Source organism: Desulfonatronum thiodismutans, assembly GCF_000717475.1.
GTDB classification, from domain to species: Bacteria; Desulfobacterota; Desulfovibrionia; order Desulfovibrionales; family Desulfonatronaceae; genus Desulfonatronum; species Desulfonatronum thiodismutans.
The window spans coordinates 351,059-369,595 of the sequence record NZ_JPIK01000005.1 but is presented as its reverse complement, the minus strand read 5'-3'; the positions used below and the strand labels follow the sequence as shown (position 1 = coordinate 369,595).

Below are 18,537 nucleotides of genomic sequence, written 5' to 3'. Positions count from 1 at the left end.
CATGCGATTGGAGTTCACCGCGATTATGACCATCCATCTTCTTTTGCGCCTAGGCCTTTTGACCCTGCTCATTTCCCTGGCTGGTTGCTCGACTATCCAAAGTGCTTGGGACAAAACCGCCGACGCCTACGAGACCTATGTCGACCCCAAGCCGGAGATCGACCTGGACCGCCGCCCCGGCTTGTCCAGAAACGAACAACTTTTGGCCACGCAGTTCAGCCTGATGGACCAACACCTGGAAGAGGCCCTGCGGACCCTGGCACCTCAGGATCAATTTCCGCCCGCGGCCTGGTTCACCACCTTTCTGGAGCGGTTTCCCTGGATGACCGCCGTTCTGGCGGTGGATGCCCAGGGTCGAGTGCTGACCAGCCATCCGGAGACGCCGCTGAAAAGCATCGCCTTCGAGCCGTTGCTGGAGCGGGAATGGTCCATGCTTCAGCGCGACCTGCAAGGCTTCGTCGAGGAGACGCCGTTGGGTCCGGAAGTGATCATTGCCGGCCCGTTCTTTCGCGACGGGACGTGGCAAGGGTTGATCATCGCCCATTTCGACCCTCGCGCTCTGACAGCCTTCGCCACGGCCTCGGAACGCTTGGTCCTGCTGACTCCGGAAACCCTTCTTTGGACCGGCGTCGATCAGGAGACCACCCGAGAAATCACACAAGCCCCTTGGGACAGCATCCTCCGGGACCGGGTTCACGGCCGCCGGTCGGCTGAGTCCCGGACTTTTCTCTGGCTGTCTCGGCCCATCGGGGCTCTGCAACTGATCTACGCCCTGGCCCTCGCCAACTAACGCCTTTTTCAAGGAGTCTTCCCATGCCTCAGATCACGGTCATCGAGCACCTGCTTTTCCACCAGAAGGAATCCCCCATGGCCACGGGGCGATTCACCCGCCTCCTTTCGGAAATGATCCTCTCCGGGAAGATCATCAATCAAGAGGTGAACAAAGCCGGATTGGTGGAAATCCTGGGGCTGACCGGGGAGACCAACGTTCAGGGAGAAAAGGTCCGCAAGCTGGACGAGTTCGCCAATCAGGTCCTGGTGCACCGCTTGCAACGGGCCGGCGTGCTCTGCGCCCTGGCCTCCGAGGAAAACGCCGACTTGATCCAGATCCCCGCCGACTGCCCCCAAGGGGACTATATCCTGATCTTCGATCCCCTGGACGGTTCGTCGAACATCGACGCCAACGTCAGCATCGGCACGATCTTCTCCATTTTTCGCCGAACCAGTGCTTGCGGGGAACCGGTCACCATGGCCGACGTGCTCCAAAAAGGCGCTCAACAGGTGGCCGCCGGGTATATCATATATGGTTCGTCCACCATGCTCGTGTACACCACGGGCAAAGGGGTTCACGGCTTCACCCTGGACCCCAGCGTCGGCGAGTTCCTGCTCTCCCATCCGGACATCCAGATTCCGGAACGAGGCAAAATCTACTCCGCCAACGAAGGGTACCGGCACTACTGGGACCAGCCCACCCGTAAGGCCATCGATTACTTCAAGGATCCGAACAACGAATCCAAACGGGTCTATCGCTCCCGGTACATCGGCTCCCTGGTAGCGGACTTCCATCGTAACCTGCTCTACGGCGGCGTCTTTCTCTACCCGGCGGACACCAAGGACTCCAATCATCCCCACGGAAAGCTGCGCCTGATGTGCGAGGCCAACCCCCTGGCCATGATCGTGGAGCAGGCCGGCGGCATGGCCACCGACGGAATCAACCGCATCCTGGACATCCAACCTGCTGAACTGCACCAGCGCGTTCCTCTGGTCATCGGGTCCAAACTGGACGTACTCAAAGTCCGGGAACTGCTCCAGGCCGGTTGAGCCGACCAGAGCCCGGTTCAGATTATCTTCCATGCTCTGCCTCGGCATCGAAACTTCCTGCGACGAGACCGCGGTGGCCCTGGTCCACGACGGCCGACTGCTGGGGCAATGTCTGCACAGTCAGGAAAAACTCCACGCCTTGTTCGGCGGTGTGGTCCCGGAACTGGCCTCCCGCGGTCATCTCACGGCCCTGCCCGTTCTCTTGGAACGGCTCTTGGAGCGGACCGGCCTGACTATTCGGGACGTCCAGGTCGTGGCCGCCGCAAGGGGGCCCGGCCTGCTGGGCAGCCTGCTGGTGGGCATGGGCATGGCCAAGGGCCTGGCTCTGTCCCTGGGTGTTCCCTTGGTGGGCGTCAACCATCTGCACGCCCATCTGCTGGCCGCCGGACTGGAAGGGGAGATTCCGTTTCCGGCCCTGGGTCTTTTGGTTTCCGGAGGACATACCCAGTTGTATCGGATAACCTCCCCGTTCCAATTCGATCTGCTGGGCCGAACCCTGGACGACGCTGCCGGGGAGGCCCTGGACAAGAGTGCGTCCATGCTCAACCTGCCCTACCCCGGTGGCCGGCACATCGACGCCCTGGCAGCGGGGTCCGAGCCGAACCGATCCTTGTTCCCCCGGCCCTACCTGGACAACCGGAATCTGGATTTCAGCTTCAGCGGCCTGAAGACCGCCTTTTCCCAACATCTTGCCCAACGTCCGGATCTGCGTTTGCCTCGTCTTCCAGACGATGCTGCCTTGGCCCGATGGTCCGAGGACCATCCGGAATTGGGCACGGTCTGCGCATCCCTGAACTGGAGCATTGCCGAAACCCTACGGACCAAGGTCGAGCGAGCTTTGCAGGACAAAACCGCCTACCGTGCCGTGATCGCGGCCGGCGGCGTGGCCGCGAACACCATGCTCCGCTCGCTGCTGGCGGAGACCGCCCAGGCTCGTGGTCTGGCGCTGATCCTGCCCAGCCCGGCTCTGTGCACGGACAACGCCGCGATGATCGCCTACTCCGGCTGGCTGCTGGCTCGCAACGGTTGGGAACACGACCAGACAGTGGAAGCCCTGCCCCGCGGCAAGCCCATTCCCTGGGATTACCGGCCCCGGTCTTTTCCAAACCCGTCAACCTCACCTTGACACGTTCAGCCCCCGCAACTAGTTTCACTGTCTGCACAGGAGGTTGCTCTACTTCCGACATTACCCGTTCACGCAACCAAACGGCACGTCATACGAACCCGCAAGCGAAAAGGAGACGAACATGGCTCATGAACTGAACGATACGAATTTCGACGCTGAAGTCCTGCAGTGCGACCTTCCGGTCCTCGTCGATTTCTGGGCCCCCTGGTGCGGCCCGTGTCGGGCCATTGCCCCTGTGATTGAAGAACTCAGTCAGGAGCTGACCGGACAGGTCAAAATCGCGAAAATGAACGTGGACGAAAGCTCCAAGACTCCTTCCCGCTTCGGCATTCGGGCCATCCCCACGCTGATCCTCTTTAAGAACGGGGAAGTGGTCGAGCAGTTGACCGGTGCCGTCTCCAAGAGCAGCATCAAGGAAATGATCTCTAAAAAAATCTAGTTCTCACGTATGCAATCTTTTGACTCGGTCATCATCGGGGGCGGTCCGGCGGGAATGACGGCCGCCCTCTATTTATTGCGCTCCGGAGCCTCCGTGGCCATGGTGGAGCGCCTCGCTCCCGGCGGCCAGATCCTGACCACGGAATGGATTGAAAACTACCCCGGCCACCCCAAGGGCGTGAAGGGCTATGAGTTAGCCGACCTGATGGCTGATCACCTCAAAGATTTCTCCTACACGACCCTGCGCCAGGAAGTCCGGTCCATCGAACACCAGGGCCCCGGGCGCAACCTCGTGCATCTGGACGAGGAAACCATTCAGGCCAAGGTCGTGATGATCTGCTCCGGCGTGGCCTGGAAGCACTTGGGGCTGGAGCGGGAAGATTACTTCACCGGGCGGGGGATTTCGTATTGTGCCCTGTGCGATGCCAATTTCTTCAGGGGCCAGGCCGTTGCCGCGGTGGGCGGCGGCAATACGGCTTTAGAGGAATCCATCTATCTTTCCAAAATCGTCGCCAAGGTGTACCTGATCCACCGCCGGGACGCCTTCCGGGCCGACAAGATTCTTCAGGAACGGATCAAGAACATCCCGAATATCGAGTGCGTGATGCAGTCCGTGGCCACCGAACTCGTAGGCGACACGGAGCTTAAAGGTCTTCGGGTAACGCATCTGCCCGACGGCGCCCAGCGCCTTCTGGACGTCTCCGGGCTGTTCGTCTTCGTGGGGTCCACCCCATTGACCAGTTTTGTTCCCGAAACGCTGACCCTCTCCCCGGCGCGCTTCATCGTCACTGATCAGGAAATGACCACCAATTTGCCGGGAATTTACGCCGCGGGCGATGTTCGCGACAAGCTTTGCCGCCAGGTGGCCACGGCCGTGGGAGACGGTGCCACGGCCGCCCATTCCGCATCCCTTTTTCTGGACTCTCTGTGAACAAAACATCCCTCTTCGCCTTTTTGTCCTGCTTGCTGCTCACCGTGTATCTTTCGGGATGCGGCATCATCGATTATTATTTTCTGACCCCTCCGGAGGACACGGCCCAAGAACTGGCTCAGGCCGGGTTCGAAGCCATGGAAGAGAAGGACTATCGCCGGGCCATCACGGCCTTTACCAAGCTCAAGGACCGTTATCCCTTCAGCCCGTTCACCTCCGCGGCGGAATTGGCCCTGGGCGACGCCTATTTTCTCTCGGAGCAATACGAGGCAGCGGTCCAGACCTACCTGGAGTTCGAGTCCCTGCACCCTGGCCATGAAGCCATACCTTACGTCCTGTTCCAGGTCGGCATGGCGAACCTCCGACAATTTCGCTCCATCGACCGGCCCACCGAAAACCTGCATCTGGCTCTGCAATATTTTCAGCGCCTTCAGCAAACCTTCCCCCAGTCTCCTCAAGCCCGTGACGCCGAGCAGGCCATCCAGGAGACCCGGAGCCGCATTGCCGAGCACGAACTGTTCGTGGCCGATTTCTATTGGCGCAGAGGTCAGTATGGGCCGGCTTGGCGGCGATACCAAGCCGTCCAGCAAGAGTTTGGCGACATTCCGGAAATTTCGGAATACGCCCAGAGGCAAAGTGATTTCGCTTACTACCGCTTCCAGAAACAGCAGTCCAAGGAAGACCGTGAAGAACGGGAAGGCACCTGGAAGCGTCTGCTGGACTGGCTCTGATTCCGCTGCACTCGCGTGACAATGCTCTCCCCCTGTTTCCTGGCTTTTGCGCCACTTTTCGGCCCGCCCGTTCACCATGCCTGAACTTGGCACCTTGGCTTGGCCCGTTCTCTCGGACGATCTGCGGGTCCAGGACGACGTCCTGGCCGCCTCATATTCGTCCGTCGGCGATGTCGAGCGTTCCTGGATCAAAAAAAACATCGCCCAGCTCTACGCCCTGCACCCTCCCGGGGGCACGGACCGCTCCAGCACACGTACCCGTTGGAGCAGCGGCCTTACCACCACGTCCACCCGCCTTGCCAGGCCCTGGGCGTGCCTGGTGTGCCCGGAATCAATCTCCGAAGCCGGAGCCGGTCCGGCCGGAATCGCGGCTGCCCTGATACCGGTGATGACTTCGGGGATTTCCGACTTTCTGGCGATTCTGCCTCCATCATCCCTCCAGTCCGCCCACCTCTTGACCACTCTTGAATTATGCGGCCTGGAAAACGTGTTCGCTGTTCAGCGGGAAGCAATGCTAAAGGAACTCGTCGCCCTCGTGGCACGGGATCCGAGGGGATTGATTTTGGATCTGGGCAACCTCGCTTCTTGCTCTCCGCTCACGGAGCAGGCCCTCCACCGGACCATGGTCTGGCGACCTCGACTTTCAGGGCAACTCCGCATCTGGTGCTCCGCACCCGGTCAATGGGATTGGTCGACCCTGGAATGGAACCACTCTCATTCCCGGATTGAAGCCTGGGGCCCGTGCCGCGAAACCGCACCGGGCCAGATACTCCGGGATGACGGGGACTGGGATGCCTTCCGTCGCTTACCCGGCCCTCTGGGCGTCGGCGCGGACATGCTCCATGCCCCGGATTTGTTCGAAATGGAGGGCCTGCCGGGCGACGGTCTGATCCTCACTCCGGGTCAGGAGGGCTGTTGGTACTGGCCGGACCTTGATCCGGGCTTCGTGTGTTTCCAAAACGGCATGGCCCTTGTTGATTCTCGATGACCACCGCCGAGGCGTTACCTTTCTCCTACCCGTCGCGAACCAATCCCCAAGAAAGCGATCGTTCACTCCCTCTGATACCCCCTTTCCTCGATTTCCCCTTGTAAGGCCTGGGGTTCATCTGTAAAAATCGCCTCCATGAACAAAGCCAAATCCACGCCGACGACATCCTCCCCTGCCCACGGGCCGGGAAAACGCTCCAGCTTGTCCCTGGTTCGCAACATCGGGATCATCGCCCACATTGACGCCGGCAAGACCACGGTCACCGAGCGCATCCTCTATTTCAGCGGGGCCATTCACCGCATGGGCGAGGTGCACGAAGGTAACGCCACCATGGACTACCTGCCCGAGGAACAGGAACGGGGGATCACCATCACCTCGGCCTGCACCACCACCCAGTGGCATGAACATATCCTGAACATCATCGACACTCCGGGCCATGTGGACTTCACCATCGAGGTGGAGCGTAGCCTGCGGGTCTTGGATGGGGCCGTGGGCGTGTTTTGCGCGGTCGGTGGGGTGGAGCCGCAGTCCGAGACGGTCTGGCGACAGTCTGAAAAATTCGGCGTGCCCAAACTGGCCTTCATCAACAAACTCGACCGCCTGGGCGCGGACTTCGCCGCCGTGCTGGAGGACATGCGCTCCAAACTGCGCACCATGCCCCTGCCGCTGCAAATTCCGGACGGACAAGGCCAGGACTTCAAGGGCGTGATCGACCTGCTCCGGATGCGCTTTTTGAGCTTCATCCCGGAAGACAAAGGCGCGAACGACCAGTGGCAAGAGGCGGAGTTGACCGCTGAACAGGAACTGGCCGCCCGACCCTGGCGGGAGCAGATTTTGGAAAAAGTCGCCGAACAGGACGACGCCCTGCTGGAGGCGTATCTTTCCGGCTTGCCCATGGACCTGGACGCTATTCAGGCCGTCATCCGCCACGCCACGCTGGAGGGCGCCCTGGTTCCCGTACTCTGCGGCTCGGCCCTGAAAAATGCCGGAATCCAGCCGCTGCTGGACGCGATCTGCGCCTACCTGCCTTCCCCCGAGGACGCCCCGGCCGCCAAAGGCATGCACCCGGTCAGTCACGACCCCGTCTCTCTGTCCGCGGACCCCGGCGGACCGCTGGCCGCCCTGGTCTTCAAGATCACCATTGAGGCCGGTCGGCGCTTGGCCTATGCCCGGATCTACTCCGGAACCCTGGCCGAAGGCGAGCAGATCCGCAACGTGACCCAGGGCCAGGATGAACGTATTGCCCATATCTACCGGATGCACGCCGACAAAAAGCAACGCCTGGACAAGGCCGGGGCCGGCCTGATCGTGGCTCTGGCCGGCTGCAAGGTCACCCGTACCGGGGATACGCTGGCGACGTTGAACAGCCCGGTGCTTCTGGAGCAAATCACCGCCTACCAGCCGGTGATCTCCCTGGCCCTGGAGCCCAAGACCCAGGCGGACGCCAAGAAGCTCTCCGAATCGCTCCAATTCTTCCTGCTCCAGGACCCGACCCTGTTCCTGAGCCAGGACGAGGAAACCGACCAATTGATCCTCTCCGGAATGGGCGAACTGCACCTGGACGTTGTCCTGGAGCGGATGCATCGGGAGTACGGAGTTTCCCCTCGGACCGGCAACCCACAGGTGCTGCATCAGGAAACCATCCTCAAACCCGCCCAAGGGCAGGCCGTGTTCGAGCGCGAGCTGGCCAAGATTCCACATTTCGGCGCGGTCCGGATCGCCGTGGCTCCGCGGGACCGGAACAAGGGCAACGCCGTGCGCTGGACCATGGACACCCAAGGCTGGCCCGAGGCCTGGATCAAGGCCGTGGAGCAAGGCGTCGCCGACGGTCTGCAAAGCGGCGTGGCCAAGGGATATCCTGTCCAGGATGCGCTGGTGGAGATCATGCAGCTGGAACGGCGCGACGGAGAATCCTCGCCTGTGGGCTACCAGATGGCCGCTGCCCAGGCCTTGAAGCAAGCCTTGAACGAAGCCGATCCGGTGCTCCTGGAACCGATCATGAACATCGAAATGACCGTCCCGGACGAGTTCGTGGGTGAGGTGATCGGGCTCTTCAATTCCCGAGGCGGCCGGGTGGGCAACATGTTCGACCGTTCCGGAGCCAAGGTGGTCACCGGCATGGCCCCCATGCGACAACTATTCGGCTTTTCCACGGCCCTGCGCTCCGCCTCCCAGGGCCGGGCCGGCTTCACCATGCGCTTCGCCCGTTTCGACGCCCTGGCGTGATTCCCACTCCCATGCATCCACGACGGACCAGGCTTTGGTGGGAGAACCTGATCAGGGGGCTTCGCCACGGATATAAGCGGATTCTGCGGATCAAATCCTCTCCCGAGGACATCGCCCTGGGCATGGGGCTGGGGGTGTTCATCGGCCTGTTGCCGATCATCCCGCTGCAAACCGTGGTGGTCCTGGCCCTGGCCCTGCTTTTGCGATGCAGTAAACTGACCGCCCTGATCGGCACTCTGATCACCAACCCGCTGACCATCCCGTTTTTCTACCTGGTCATGCTCCGGATCGGCCGTTTTTTTCTCCCCGACGGACGGGGACGGCTCAACCCGGATCACTGGACCATCGGCGAGCTCCTGCAAGCCGGCTGGCATTTCTACGGCAGCATTCTGCTGGGCGGTTTCGTGATCGCCTTACCCAGCGCCGTGCTGGCCTACTTCCTGACCCTGGCCGTGACCCGTGCCCACCAAGCCCGTCGGGCCAGAAAAATGGCCACGTCGCCGTACAGGAAAAGTCCCTTTGCTGCGTCACCCCAGTCCACGGCCCAATCTCCATCCAAACCTTCGGCCCTGCCCTCCGACTCCACGAGACCGGACTCATGACCTCCGCGCTATCCAGAACTCCGGGACAGGCCGCGCACAGACCCAAGCGCAGCCTAGGGCAGAACTTTCTGCAGGACCAGGGCACGGCCTGGAAAATCGCCGATGCTCTGGAAGCTTCTTCCGGACACCGGGTTCTGGAAATCGGTCCGGGACGCGGTGCGTTGACCGGCCGGCTCCTGGAGTCCGGCTGTGATCTGTACGCCCTGGAAAAGGACGGCGTTCTGGCCGGAAAGCTGAAAAAACACTGGCCGAGACTTTCAGTGGTCGTCACGGACGCGCTGCGGTTCAACTGGACAAAGCTCCACGGCCCATGGCGAATCATCGGGAACCTGCCCTACAATGTCGCCTCGCCGATCATCTGGGACCTGGCCGCCGACGTCCCGCACCTGGAGCGGGGCATATTCATGGTCCAAAAAGAGGTCGCCCAAAGACTGGCCGCCGCGCCGGGCTCGCGCAGCTACGGGGCCCTGAGCGTCTGGGTCCAGAGCCATGCCCAGGTTCGCGGCCTGTTCACCGTAGGCCCCCAGGTCTTCCACCCCCGCCCGAAAGTGGACTCCGCCGTGATCTGCCTGACCTCCTTGGCCCCGGAAGAACGCCTCCACCACTCCGGCCCTCTCCGCCGATTGCTGCCCCTGTGCTTCCAGCAACGCCGCAAACAACTCAAAACCATCCTCCGCCCTCTCTGGGGCGATCACTTGGACCAGTGGTTCCAGGACCAAGACCTGCGCCCGGAAAGCCGCCCCGAAGAACTCTCGCCCCGCCGCTTCCAACTCCTGGCGAACCTTTTATTTCCTCCTCACCAGGACCCTGAAAACCCCAGCCCGGCCACGTCATGAAGGTTACGCTCTCAAGCACCCGACCTTCATGAAAAAACATCGCGGACCTGAGCCAAGTAGCTAAATCAATCGGCTTCCGGCGTCATCCGAACCGTGTGGGTGATTGTGGAAAAGGCCCCGGTGCCGCGAAAAGATCCGGTCAGGGGCATGGTTTGCTCCGGTTCCGGAGCCGCGGCCAGGGAGATATGCCGATCGGCCACCACCAGTCCGTGGGTCGGGTCGTAACCCCGCCAGCCGATCCCCGGCAGGTAGGCCTCGGCCCAGGCGTGCAGCTCGGCCTCGGGCACGTCCGGATCACCCTCCTGGTACCCGCTGACGAACCGGGCCGGGATACCCGCTTCCCGGCAGATCTCCATGAAAAGCACGGCCAAGTCCCGGCAGGAGCCGACTCCTTCGGCCAGCAGCCTTTGCGGGGCAAGCACGCCGGGCTCGAGGCGCTCCTGGCGCTGTACGTGCTCGAAAATCCATCTGTTCAAGTTCAGAAGAAAGTCCATGCTGGAGGCGTTGGCCTGGGTGGCCAGGTTGCCGGCAAGGAGGCTGACCGGATCCGTCCCCACGTCCATATCCTTGGAATTCCGGCCCGGATAGCGACGAGTCAGGCACGAACACAGTTCAACGCGTTCCACCGGAGTCAGCTCCACGGGCAGGTGCTCTGCCGCCCGGGTCAGGAAGAAGTCGAAGGGGTTGGCACGTAGGGTTTGCACCCGGCAGATGCTCTCGATGCGCAGATTCTGGTGCATGTCGTTAAACCAGATCTGCACGAAGCCGTTGCCCCAGAGATCCAGGCCGCGGGCTTGCCCTGCGGGTTCGGGTTCGAACCGTAACGTATGCTCTAGAATACGCTGCGCCGGATCGGGGCGCGGGAGAAGGCGAACGGCGTGGGGCTCCAGGAAGACCGCACGGGAATAGCCATAAGTTGTGACGTGAGCGACGGAGAAGATCATTCTTTCTTCACGTCCGCGGCCAGAGCCGCTTTGGCCCTGATCCTGGAGGTGCGCTGGACCCGGGTCAGCTTGGAGGCGATGTTCTCGATCCACTCCGAGGGCAGTTCATGGACCAGAGCGCGCAACCTGTCCTGCCACCAGCTGGAAATCTCCGCCAGCTCTTCCTGCTCGAAGCGGTGTTCCACCAGCTTGTAGCTGCCCTTGGAATAAAGAATCACGTCAACGGGAAAGTCCACGTCCGAGGCGCTGATCCGGGTGGAATCGAAAGCCAGGCAGCCCACCTTCAGGGCAAAAGCCAACTTGTCCGTATATTTCAAGGTTCGATCCAGGACCGGCTTGCCGTACCCGCTCTCCCCGATGATGTGGTAGGGCGTGCCGTGGGTGATGATCACCCAGTTGCCCTCGGGATAGAGCAGGAACAACTGGTGTTCCGCATCGTTCTTGAGTTGCCCTCCCACCAGGATGTGCAGGTTGAACTGCAGTCCGCTGCGTTCCAGATAGGGCCCGTCCTCCTCAGCCACCTTGCGCAATTCACGGGCCAGAGCATTGACCGCCTTGAACATCCGGTCATACGGTTCTTCCAGCCCGGCCACCTCTTCCTCGAAATAGGTCATGACCTTGTCCCGGACCGAGCGCAGTCCGGAGGTCATCACGAAGAACGCGCCGTGACCGTTCTCAAAGTCGAAACTGGTAATCTTGGGCGCGGTGGTCAGCTCGTTTCCGGAGGTGATCCGGGTGTCGGCGATGCCCACCAGCCCATCTTCAACGGTGATCCCGAGACAAAAGGTCATTGCGGCACATGCTCCGGTTGATGGTCGTGAAGGAAGGAAAAAAGGCAGGGCGTCCGATGCCTGTTGCTTCTATTGCTACTGCTGCTGACTTTGGTCAATGGCCGGAAGCCGAGAGAAAAATGTTTCGTAAATGGCCCGGTCCAGGACATTGAGCCGCATTTGCAGGTCGTCGGTGAATTCGTGCAGCCCCTGTTCAAAAATTTCCTCAATGGTGTGGTAGGACAATCCGGCACAGATCTGGCCCATTTGCAGTTCCGCGGGGTTGGAGAAATAGCCGATCCGCGTTCCGGTGATATCGTGCAGGCACTGCTGGGCCTCGGTCAGGCAATAAAGAATGGAGCGGGGAAAGTCGTGGTCCAGGATCAGGAACTGGACGACTTTGGACGGGTCGATCTTGCCGAAAGCATGTCGATAGGCCTGAAACCCACCCACGGCCTTGAGCAGTGCCGCCCACTGGACATGGTCCAGAACCATGCCCACGTGATCCAGGCTGGGCAGGAGGAGAAAATACTTCACGTCCACGATCCGGGACGTCTTGTCCGCCCGCTCCAGGAGTCGGCCCAGCCGGAAAAAACGCCAGGCTTCGTCGTTGGCCATGATGTCCGAGGCGATCCCCCCGATCATCAGGTTGCGCCATTTGACCTCGGCGCAGAACCGCTCCGGCTCGCGAATGATCGCCTCAGGTCGGACGCAGGTGTCGTTGACATAGTGATAGAAGACGTTCACCGCCTCCCACATTTCCGTGGGAATGCTGTTGCGCACGGAAAAGGCGTTCTGCCGGGCGGCCCGCAGACTGGAAAGAATGGAATTGGGGTTCTGGGCGTCCGCGGTCAGGAAGTACAGCACGTCCTCTGGACGTTGTTCCGGGTAGCGGGACTTGAAGATGGCATAGTCCCCGGTGGTGACCACCAGCGGTTTCCACTGTTCGCCTTTTTCCTCGGGAACGTCCAGAGTCAAATGCCAGTTCACGTCCAGAAACCGGGCGATATTGCTGGACCGCTCCAGGTATCTGCTCATCCAGTAAACGGCGTCGGCGTCTCTGCTCAACATGCTCTTCTCTCCTCTTGACTGCCGGGTTATCGTCCCAGGACCCAGGTGTCCTTGCTCCCCCCGCCCTGGGAGGAGTTGACCACCAAAGAACCCTTGGTCAGGGCGACCCGGGTCAACCCGCCGGGAATGACCTGAATCTCGTTGCCGTACAGGACATAGGGCCGCAGATCCACATGTCGGCCTTCGAAATGGTCACCCACGATCACCGGGCAGCGGGACAGGGAAACCGTGGGCTGGGCGATATAGTTGCGCGGGTCCTGCCGGATCTTCGAGGCAAAGGCCTCCTGGTCGGCCTTGGTCGAGGCCGGACCGATGAGCATTCCGTACCCGCCGGATTCGTTGGCCGCCTTGACCACCAGGGAGTCCAGGTTGGCCAGAACATGCGCCATCTGCCTGGGGTCGCGGCAGATGTAGGTGGGGATGTTGGGGATGATCGGGTCTTCGCCCAGATAGTACTTGATGATCTCCGGCACATAGGCGTACACGGCCTTGTCATCGGCCACCCCGGTTCCGGGCGCGTTGGCCAGAGCCACTCGTCCTTGACGATAGACATCCATGATTCCGGGCACGCCCAGCAGGGAGTCCTCGCGGAAAACCCGCGGGTCCAGAAAATCCTCCCCGATCCGCCGGTAAACGACGTCAACTTTGATCAACCCCCTGGTGGTGCGCATATGCACGTACCCCTCATGGACCACCAGGTCCGCGCCTTCCACCAACTCGATGCCGGTCTGCTGGCTCAGAAAGGAATGCTCGAAATAGGCTGAATTGTGGACCCCGGGGGTCAGCAGGGCCACGCTGGGCCGGGTCTGCCTGGACGGGGCGATGGAGTGGAGCATGTCCAGGAGCTGGGACGGGTAGGTGTCCACGGAGCGGACATTGGAAGCGCTGAAGACTTGGGGGAAGGTCCGCTTCAGGATCTGCCGGTTGGCCAGGACGTAGGACACCCCCGAGGGCGAGCGCAGATTGTCCTCCAGAACATGGAATTCCCCGTTGGCGTCGCGGACCAGGTCCGTGCCCGTGATGTGACACCAGACGCCCAAAGGCGGATTCAAGCCCCGGCAGACCGGAAAATAACCCGCCGATGATTCGATGATGTCTCGGGGGACGACGTTGTTCCGGAGAATCTTCTGGTCGTGGTAGATGTCGTCCAGAAACAGGTTCAGGGCCTGAATACGCTGCTTCAGACCCCGCTCCAGGTGGTTCCACTCCTCGGCCTCGATCACCCGGGGCACGATGTCGAAAGGAAAAATCTTCTCCGCGCCCTGCTCGTGGCCGTACACGGAAAACGTGATCCCCAGATCAAAAAAAATCTTCTCCGCCGCGGCCTGTCGGGTCAGGAGTTCATTGGCCGGCAACGAGCGCAGCTTGTCCAGCAACAGCCTGGTCCCAGGCCGGGCCACGCCCGAAGCCTCGAACATCTCGTCGTAAAACGGCCCGATCTCGTATCCGTCAAAGTTCACCCCTGCCTGCATGAGCACCTCGCTGAAAAAAACGGTGAGAGGATAATTTCCCTGCCCGCCAGCCTCCGTGCTGTCCCCCGGCGTTGGCATTGTTGAGAAAGACAACGCTACGCCAAAAGATTCCGGCCAACAAGAACCAGAAGCATGTGCTTTCTGAACTCTTCACCTTGACAGACCGAAGCGGTTGTCCATAAAAGACCTCTCTTTTTCCAATTTCATTTTCAGGAGTTTTGCGATGCAAGTCGAAAAGTCGAAAAACGGCGCCGCCGGCGCCTTTGTGTTTCAGCCCGTGGTGGAAAAGTGCGAAGGATGCGAACGGATCAAGGAAGACGACGGGTTGCGCCATTGCAGCAGCTACGCCGAACCCGAGGCCAAGTGGGCTCTGGGAGTCTGCAACTTCGCCACCCATGTCAAGGCCAGCGTGGACAAGCAGGGCAAAATCAAGGTCAACCCCTTGAAGGCTTCCAAGCGCGCTGCTCGCGGCCGTTAAACAACCCTCTTGGTTTGGGATATTGCTCTGATGCGTGACGCTTTGTGCTCCGTCATCGCAGGTGGACGAGACCGGGTTATCGAACTGCAACGCGATCTGGTGGCCATTCCGGCACTAGGCCCTGTCAACGGCGGCCACGGTGAACGGGAAAAAGCCGAACATCTGCTGCGCCTGCTGCGATCCATGGGCGCCTTACGGATCGAGGAAATTCCCGCTCCGGACGACACCGTGCCCTGCGGCTTTCGGCCCAATCTGGCCGCGGTGATTCCGGGCCGGGACGCCTCCCGGACCTTCTGGGTCATCTCCCATACCGACATCGTCCCTCCGGGTGACGCGGAACTCTGGACCAGCCCCCCTTACGAGTTGCGGGTGGACGGGGATCTGATCTATGGACGCGGCGTGGAGGACAACCACCAGGGCTTGGTGGCCTCTTTGCTGGTGGCCGAGGCCGTGCTCGCCGGATCCGAGCCGCCGCCCATCAATTTCGGGATGCTCTTTGTCGCGGACGAAGAAACCGCCAGTGCCAAGGGATTGGACTACGTGCTGACCCACCGCCGAGACCTCTTCGGTCCCCGGGATCTGATCCTGATCCCGGACTTCGGAACAGCGGACGGAGAAATGGTGGAAGTGGCCGAGAAAAGCCTGCTTTGGTTGAAGTTCTCGGTCTTCGGCAAACAGTGTCACGCCTCCACCCCCCAAAAAGGCGTCAACAGTCTGGTCGCCGCGTCGGACTTGATCCTGCGTCTGCGCTCCCTGTACGCCCGCTTCGACCACCAGGACCCGCTGTTCTTTCCCTCCAGCTCCACCTTCGAAGCGACGAAAAAGGAAGCCAACGTCCCCAACGTGAACACCATTCCCGGGCTGGACGTCTTTTATCTGGACTGCCGGGTCCTGGTTGAATACGACCTGGATGAGATCCAGGTCGCAGTGAGCGAGACCTGCGCCGAAGTGGCCGCGGATCACGGGGTACGCGTGGAGTGGGAGATCGTCCAGGAAGTCCGTTCAGCACCGGCCACCTCGCCGGACAGCCCCATTGTCCAACGCATGCTGACCGCGGTCCAGGCCGTGCATGGGACCAACCCCAGGCCCATGGGCATCGGCGGCGGCACCGTGGCCTCGTTTCTGCGCCGCCAAGGCATCCCCTGCGTGGTCTGGTCCACCCTTTTGGGCACGGCCCACCAGCCCAACGAGCATTCTTCCATCCGGAACACCTTGGCCGACGCCCAGGTCATGGCTCATGTCCTGTGCATGGACGACCCGTCCTGAAGCCGGTCCAGTCTCCGGTTGAATCTTCCCGCACCGTCCGGGCTTGACCCGACGGCCATTCGTCACTCCCATGCCGCTTCCCTCCACCGCTGAAGACCCTCCCCCTTCCCAACATTCCGGGCGCGAGACCCATCGCAAGCCTTTGGAGCCGGACCAGTTCGACGTGATCGTCGTGGGTGCCGGCCATGCCGGATGCGAGGCGGCCATGGCCGCGGCCCGGATGGGCCTGACCACTCTGCTGCTGACCATCAACATCGATCGTATCGGCCACCTTTCCTGTAATCCGGCCATCGGCGGCCTGGCCAAGGGGCATATGGTCAAAGAGATCGACGCCCTGGGCGGATGCATGGGAGTCTGGGCCGACCAGGCCGGGATCCAGTTCCGAATCCTGAACACCCGTAAAGGGCCGGCTGTCCGGGCCACCCGGGCCCAGATCGACCGGGACGCCTACATGCGGGTGGTCCAGCGAGACGTCTTTGCCCAGGAACGGCTCTGGGTCCGCCAGGAAATGGTGGACGGTCTGCTGGACAGGGACGGACGCGTCATGGGCGTGCGCACCCATCTGGGCGAGAACCTGCTCGCCCGGGCCGTGCTCCTGACCACGGGAACCTTTTTACGCGGCTTGATCCATATCGGCCTGGAACACTTTTCCGGGGGGCGACTTGGCGACCCGCCGGCAAAATCGCTTTCCGCGGATCTGCTTCGGCTCGGCCTGGAATTAGGGCGGCTCAAGACCGGCACCGTCCCCCGGCTGCGCCGCGACAGCATCGACTACGAGTCCATGACCCCGCAACCCGGGGACGATCCGCCGCGCCCCTTCAGCTTTCATTCTCCCGGCATCCGTCTGCCCCAGGTTCCCTGCCACCTGACCCATACCAACGCGGCCACCCACGCCGTGATCCGCTCCGGTCTGGACCGCTCCCCGCTGTATACCGGGATCATCCAGGGCACCGGCGCGAGATACTGCCCGTCCATTGAGGACAAAATCGCCCGATTCCCGGACAAGGACCGCCACCAGGTCTTCGTGGAGCCCGAAGGCGTGGACCATCCGGAAGTCTACCCCAACGGCCTGCCCACCAGCCTGCCCCTGGAGATTCAGCGAGCCATGCTGCGGACCATCCCCGGCCTGGAGAAGGCCCAGATTATCCGCCCCGGCTATGCCATTGAGTACGATTTCGTCTTTCCGGAGCAGCTTTTGCCCACCCTGGAAACCAAGGCCGTTCGCGGTCTGTACCTGGCCGGCCAGATCAACGGCACATCCGGCTACGAGGAAGCGGCGGCCCAGGGACTCTGGGCCGCGCTGAACATCGCCGCGGCTCTGACCAATGCCCCGCCCTTTCTCCTCGGGCGCGACCAAGCCTACATGGCCGTGCTGGTGGACGACCTGGTGACAAAGGGAACCCGCGAACCCTACCGAATGTTCACCTCCCGGGCCGAACACCGCCTGCTGCTGCGCGAAGGCAACGCGGATCAGCGCCTGACCCCTTTGGGCCAGACCCAGGGTCTGGTCCGAGACGACCACTGGCAAATTTTTTCGCGCAAACAAGACGCCCTGCACGCCACCCTGGAGGCCTTGCGCACCGTCACGGTCCGGCCCGACGCCGCCACCAGGGCGTTCTGCGAGTCACGGGGCACGGCTCTACCGGGCAAGGCCCTCACTCTGGAGGAACTGCTCCGTAGACCGGAACTGCGCCTGAACGACCTGACCGAATTTTGGCCGGACTTGGCAAGCCTGGAGCAGGACGTGACCGAGGAGGTGGAGAACAGGGTTAAATACGCCGGATACCTGACCCGTCAGCAGGAACTGGCCGGACGGGACCAATCCCTGGAGCACATCCTTTTGCCGGAGGATCTCAACTTCGAACATGTTGCTGGACTTTCCCGTGAGGTTCGGGAAAAGTTGGGTCGCGTCAGGCCGTTGAACCTGGGCCAGGCCGGCCGGATTTCCGGCGTCACCCCGGCGGCCCTGGGATGTCTGCGCATTCATCTGCGTAAAATGGAGAAAACGCCTTCCACACCGCCAAATCCGCCGAACACGCCCGAACCATGAACCTGCCTCTGGTCCAAACCCTGGGTCGTTGGGCCATCGACCGGTCCCAAAGCTACACCCGGATGGCCCGCATCCTGGTCCAGACCGGCTCGGCGTTTGCACGGCTTTCCTTTCTCAACCCGGCCGTATTTTTCGTCCTTGTCCGTCAAGTCTACTTCACCGCGGTCCAGCCGCTGACCATCATCATCGTGGCGGCCCTGGTCCTGGGCTCGGTCACGGTGCATATTCTGCTGCGCGTCCTGATCAGCCTGGGGGCCTACGAGCAGATCGGGGAGTACCTGGTCACGGCCATGCTCCATTACATCGCGCCCATCACCTGCACCCTGATCATTGTTCTGCGCTCGGGAACCGCGGTGCTGACCGAGGTGGCCCTGATGAAAATCAACCGGGAAATCGCCACCCTGGAAGCCCTGGCCGTTCCGGTGGCGGAATATCTGTATCTGCCGCGACTGACGGCCTTTTTGATCGCCGGTCCTTGCATGAGCTTTTGTTTCTGCATCGTCGGGCTGTTCGGCGGTTTTTTCGCGCTGGGGTTCCTGCACGACATTACTTTTGCCAATTACCTGGACAGACTACTGGACGCGGTGGACATAGCGGACGTGACCAATATGATCGCCAAGTCCACGATCATGGCCGGCCTGGTCTGTCTGGTGGCCCTGCAGCGCGGACTCAGCGTCCAGCGTTCCTTTACGGAAGTTCCTATCCGGCTGATCCAGGGCATGATCCAGACCGTGACCCTGATCATCGCCGTGGAAGTGCTCTTCAACCTGTTTTAGAGGATGCAAAC

Annotated in this window: 18 protein-coding genes; 14 read left to right on the top strand and 4 right to left on the bottom strand. The window is 61.6% G+C overall.

What is annotated here, in order from left to right; all coding sequences use genetic code 11:
- Positions 1 to 25 precede the first annotated feature (25 nt).
- The 10 genes from GY33_RS0105045 to rsmA all read left to right on the top strand — a co-directional run bounded on the left by GY33_RS0105045 (position 26) and on the right by rsmA (position 9,699).
- Positions 26 to 790 carry a hypothetical protein gene (locus tag GY33_RS0105045; RefSeq protein WP_031386292.1) on the top strand — a complete coding sequence of 255 codons (765 nt, stop codon included), beginning with the start codon at positions 26 to 28 and terminating at the stop codon, positions 788 to 790.
- A gap of 23 nt (positions 791 to 813) precedes the next feature.
- On the top strand, positions 814 to 1,821 hold the full coding sequence (fbp, locus tag GY33_RS0105040; protein WP_031386291.1) for a class 1 fructose-bisphosphatase: 1,008 nt from the start codon (positions 814 to 816) through the stop codon (positions 1,819 to 1,821).
- A gap of 31 nt (positions 1,822 to 1,852) precedes the next feature.
- Positions 1,853 to 2,947 carry a tRNA (adenosine(37)-N6)-threonylcarbamoyltransferase complex transferase subunit TsaD gene (gene tsaD / locus GY33_RS0105035; protein WP_035271288.1) on the top strand — a complete coding sequence of 365 codons (1,095 nt, stop codon included), beginning with the start codon at positions 1,853 to 1,855 and terminating at the stop codon, positions 2,945 to 2,947.
- A 121-nt stretch (positions 2,948 to 3,068) separates the two neighbouring features.
- Positions 3,069 to 3,386, top strand: coding sequence for a thioredoxin (gene trxA / locus GY33_RS0105030; RefSeq protein WP_028573406.1), 318 nt, complete (start codon positions 3,069 to 3,071; stop codon positions 3,384 to 3,386).
- 9 nt (positions 3,387 to 3,395) lie between these two features.
- The gene (locus GY33_RS0105025; RefSeq protein WP_031386289.1) at positions 3,396 to 4,316 is read left to right on the top strand and encodes an NAD(P)/FAD-dependent oxidoreductase; all 921 of its coding nucleotides are present in this window, start codon (positions 3,396 to 3,398) and stop codon (positions 4,314 to 4,316) included.
- A complete protein-coding gene (locus GY33_RS0105020) occupies positions 4,313 to 5,047 on the top strand; it encodes an outer membrane protein assembly factor BamD (RefSeq protein ID WP_031386288.1) in 735 nt (244 codons plus the stop codon). The genes GY33_RS0105025 and GY33_RS0105020 overlap by 4 nt, the downstream gene beginning before the upstream one ends.
- 76 nt (positions 5,048 to 5,123) lie before the next feature.
- Positions 5,124 to 6,035 carry a hypothetical protein gene (locus tag GY33_RS0105015; RefSeq protein WP_152555077.1) on the top strand — a complete coding sequence of 304 codons (912 nt, stop codon included), beginning with the start codon at positions 5,124 to 5,126 and terminating at the stop codon, positions 6,033 to 6,035.
- A 135-nt stretch (positions 6,036 to 6,170) separates the two neighbouring features.
- A complete protein-coding gene (fusA, locus tag GY33_RS0105010; protein WP_031386286.1) occupies positions 6,171 to 8,261 on the top strand; it encodes an elongation factor G in 2,091 nt (696 codons plus the stop codon).
- Positions 8,258 to 8,863: a DUF2062 domain-containing protein gene (locus GY33_RS0105005; RefSeq protein ID WP_161788444.1), complete on the top strand. Its 606-nt coding sequence runs from the start codon at positions 8,258 to 8,260 to the stop codon at positions 8,861 to 8,863. Before fusA ends, GY33_RS0105005 begins: the two co-directional genes overlap by 4 nt.
- Positions 8,860 to 9,699 carry a 16S rRNA (adenine(1518)-N(6)/adenine(1519)-N(6))-dimethyltransferase RsmA gene (rsmA, locus tag GY33_RS0105000; protein ID WP_051822299.1) on the top strand — a complete coding sequence of 280 codons (840 nt, stop codon included), beginning with the start codon at positions 8,860 to 8,862 and terminating at the stop codon, positions 9,697 to 9,699. Before GY33_RS0105005 ends, rsmA begins: the two co-directional genes overlap by 4 nt.
- Before the next feature lie 65 nt (positions 9,700 to 9,764).
- Here rsmA and GY33_RS0104995 read toward each other — a convergent pair whose 3' ends face one another.
- The 4 genes from GY33_RS0104995 to GY33_RS0104980 all read right to left on the bottom strand — a co-directional run bounded on the left by GY33_RS0104995 (position 9,765) and on the right by GY33_RS0104980 (position 13,944).
- Complete coding sequence (locus GY33_RS0104995) at positions 9,765 to 10,643, bottom strand: transglutaminase family protein (protein WP_031386283.1); 879 nt, start codon at positions 10,641 to 10,643, stop codon at positions 9,765 to 9,767.
- A complete protein-coding gene (locus tag GY33_RS0104990) occupies positions 10,640 to 11,434 on the bottom strand; it encodes a peptidase (RefSeq protein ID WP_051822298.1) in 795 nt (264 codons plus the stop codon). The genes GY33_RS0104995 and GY33_RS0104990 overlap by 4 nt, the downstream gene beginning before the upstream one ends.
- A 75-nt stretch (positions 11,435 to 11,509) precedes the next feature.
- The gene (locus GY33_RS0104985) at positions 11,510 to 12,484 is read right to left on the bottom strand and encodes an alpha-E domain-containing protein (protein ID WP_031386281.1); all 975 of its coding nucleotides are present in this window, start codon (positions 12,482 to 12,484) and stop codon (positions 11,510 to 11,512) included.
- 26 nt (positions 12,485 to 12,510) lie between these two features.
- Positions 12,511 to 13,944, bottom strand: coding sequence for a circularly permuted type 2 ATP-grasp protein (locus GY33_RS0104980; RefSeq protein WP_326923840.1), 1,434 nt, complete (start codon positions 13,942 to 13,944; stop codon positions 12,511 to 12,513).
- A 235-nt stretch (positions 13,945 to 14,179) separates the two neighbouring features.
- Here GY33_RS0104980 and GY33_RS0104975 point away from each other — a divergent pair, with 235 nt between their 5' ends.
- The 4 genes from GY33_RS0104975 (at position 14,180) to GY33_RS0104960 (ending at position 18,526) form a co-directional block, all read left to right on the top strand.
- Positions 14,180 to 14,434, top strand: a complete 255-nt coding sequence (locus GY33_RS0104975) for a PxxKW family cysteine-rich protein (RefSeq protein WP_051822297.1) — start codon at positions 14,180 to 14,182, stop codon at positions 14,432 to 14,434.
- 30 nt (positions 14,435 to 14,464) lie between these two features.
- Positions 14,465 to 15,700: a M20 family metallo-hydrolase gene (locus tag GY33_RS0104970; protein WP_031386278.1), complete on the top strand. Its 1,236-nt coding sequence runs from the start codon at positions 14,465 to 14,467 to the stop codon at positions 15,698 to 15,700.
- A 70-nt stretch (positions 15,701 to 15,770) separates the two neighbouring features.
- Positions 15,771 to 17,750 carry a tRNA uridine-5-carboxymethylaminomethyl(34) synthesis enzyme MnmG gene (gene mnmG, locus GY33_RS0104965; protein WP_051822296.1) on the top strand — a complete coding sequence of 660 codons (1,980 nt, stop codon included), beginning with the start codon at positions 15,771 to 15,773 and terminating at the stop codon, positions 17,748 to 17,750.
- A complete protein-coding gene (locus tag GY33_RS0104960; protein WP_031386276.1) occupies positions 17,747 to 18,526 on the top strand; it encodes an ABC transporter permease in 780 nt (259 codons plus the stop codon). Before mnmG ends, GY33_RS0104960 begins: the two co-directional genes overlap by 4 nt.
- Positions 18,527 to 18,537: the final 11 nt, after the last annotated feature.

What these genes read in the sequence shown, in the direction of transcription:
- GY33_RS0105025 (WP_031386289.1), top strand. Translation starts at nt 3,396, where the DNA reads ATGCAATCTTTTGACTCGGTCATCATCGGGGGCGGTCCGGCGGGAATG.
- GY33_RS0104975 (WP_051822297.1), top strand. Translation starts at nt 14,180, where the DNA reads ATGCAAGTCGAAAAGTCGAAAAACGGCGCCGCCGGCGCCTTTGTGTTT.
- GY33_RS0104985 (WP_031386281.1), bottom strand. Translation starts at nt 12,484, where the DNA reads ATGTTGAGCAGAGACGCCGACGCCGTTTACTGGATGAGCAGATACCTG.
- tsaD (WP_035271288.1), top strand. Translation starts at nt 1,853, where the DNA reads ATGCTCTGCCTCGGCATCGAAACTTCCTGCGACGAGACCGCGGTGGCC.
- mnmG (WP_051822296.1), top strand. Translation starts at nt 15,771, where the DNA reads ATGCCGCTTCCCTCCACCGCTGAAGACCCTCCCCCTTCCCAACATTCC.
- fbp (WP_031386291.1), top strand. Translation starts at nt 814, where the DNA reads ATGCCTCAGATCACGGTCATCGAGCACCTGCTTTTCCACCAGAAGGAA.
- fusA (WP_031386286.1), top strand. Translation starts at nt 6,171, where the DNA reads ATGAACAAAGCCAAATCCACGCCGACGACATCCTCCCCTGCCCACGGG.
- GY33_RS0104990 (WP_051822298.1), bottom strand. Translation starts at nt 11,434, where the DNA reads ATGACCTTTTGTCTCGGGATCACCGTTGAAGATGGGCTGGTGGGCATC.
- GY33_RS0104995 (WP_031386283.1), bottom strand. Translation starts at nt 10,643, where the DNA reads ATGATCTTCTCCGTCGCTCACGTCACAACTTATGGCTATTCCCGTGCG.
- trxA (WP_028573406.1), top strand. Translation starts at nt 3,069, where the DNA reads ATGGCTCATGAACTGAACGATACGAATTTCGACGCTGAAGTCCTGCAG.
- GY33_RS0105015 (WP_152555077.1), top strand. Translation starts at nt 5,124, where the DNA reads ATGCCTGAACTTGGCACCTTGGCTTGGCCCGTTCTCTCGGACGATCTG.
- rsmA (WP_051822299.1), top strand. Translation starts at nt 8,860, where the DNA reads ATGACCTCCGCGCTATCCAGAACTCCGGGACAGGCCGCGCACAGACCC.
- GY33_RS0105045 (WP_031386292.1), top strand. Translation starts at nt 26, where the DNA reads ATGACCATCCATCTTCTTTTGCGCCTAGGCCTTTTGACCCTGCTCATT.
- GY33_RS0104960 (WP_031386276.1), top strand. Translation starts at nt 17,747, where the DNA reads ATGAACCTGCCTCTGGTCCAAACCCTGGGTCGTTGGGCCATCGACCGG.
- GY33_RS0104970 (WP_031386278.1), top strand. Translation starts at nt 14,465, where the DNA reads ATGCGTGACGCTTTGTGCTCCGTCATCGCAGGTGGACGAGACCGGGTT.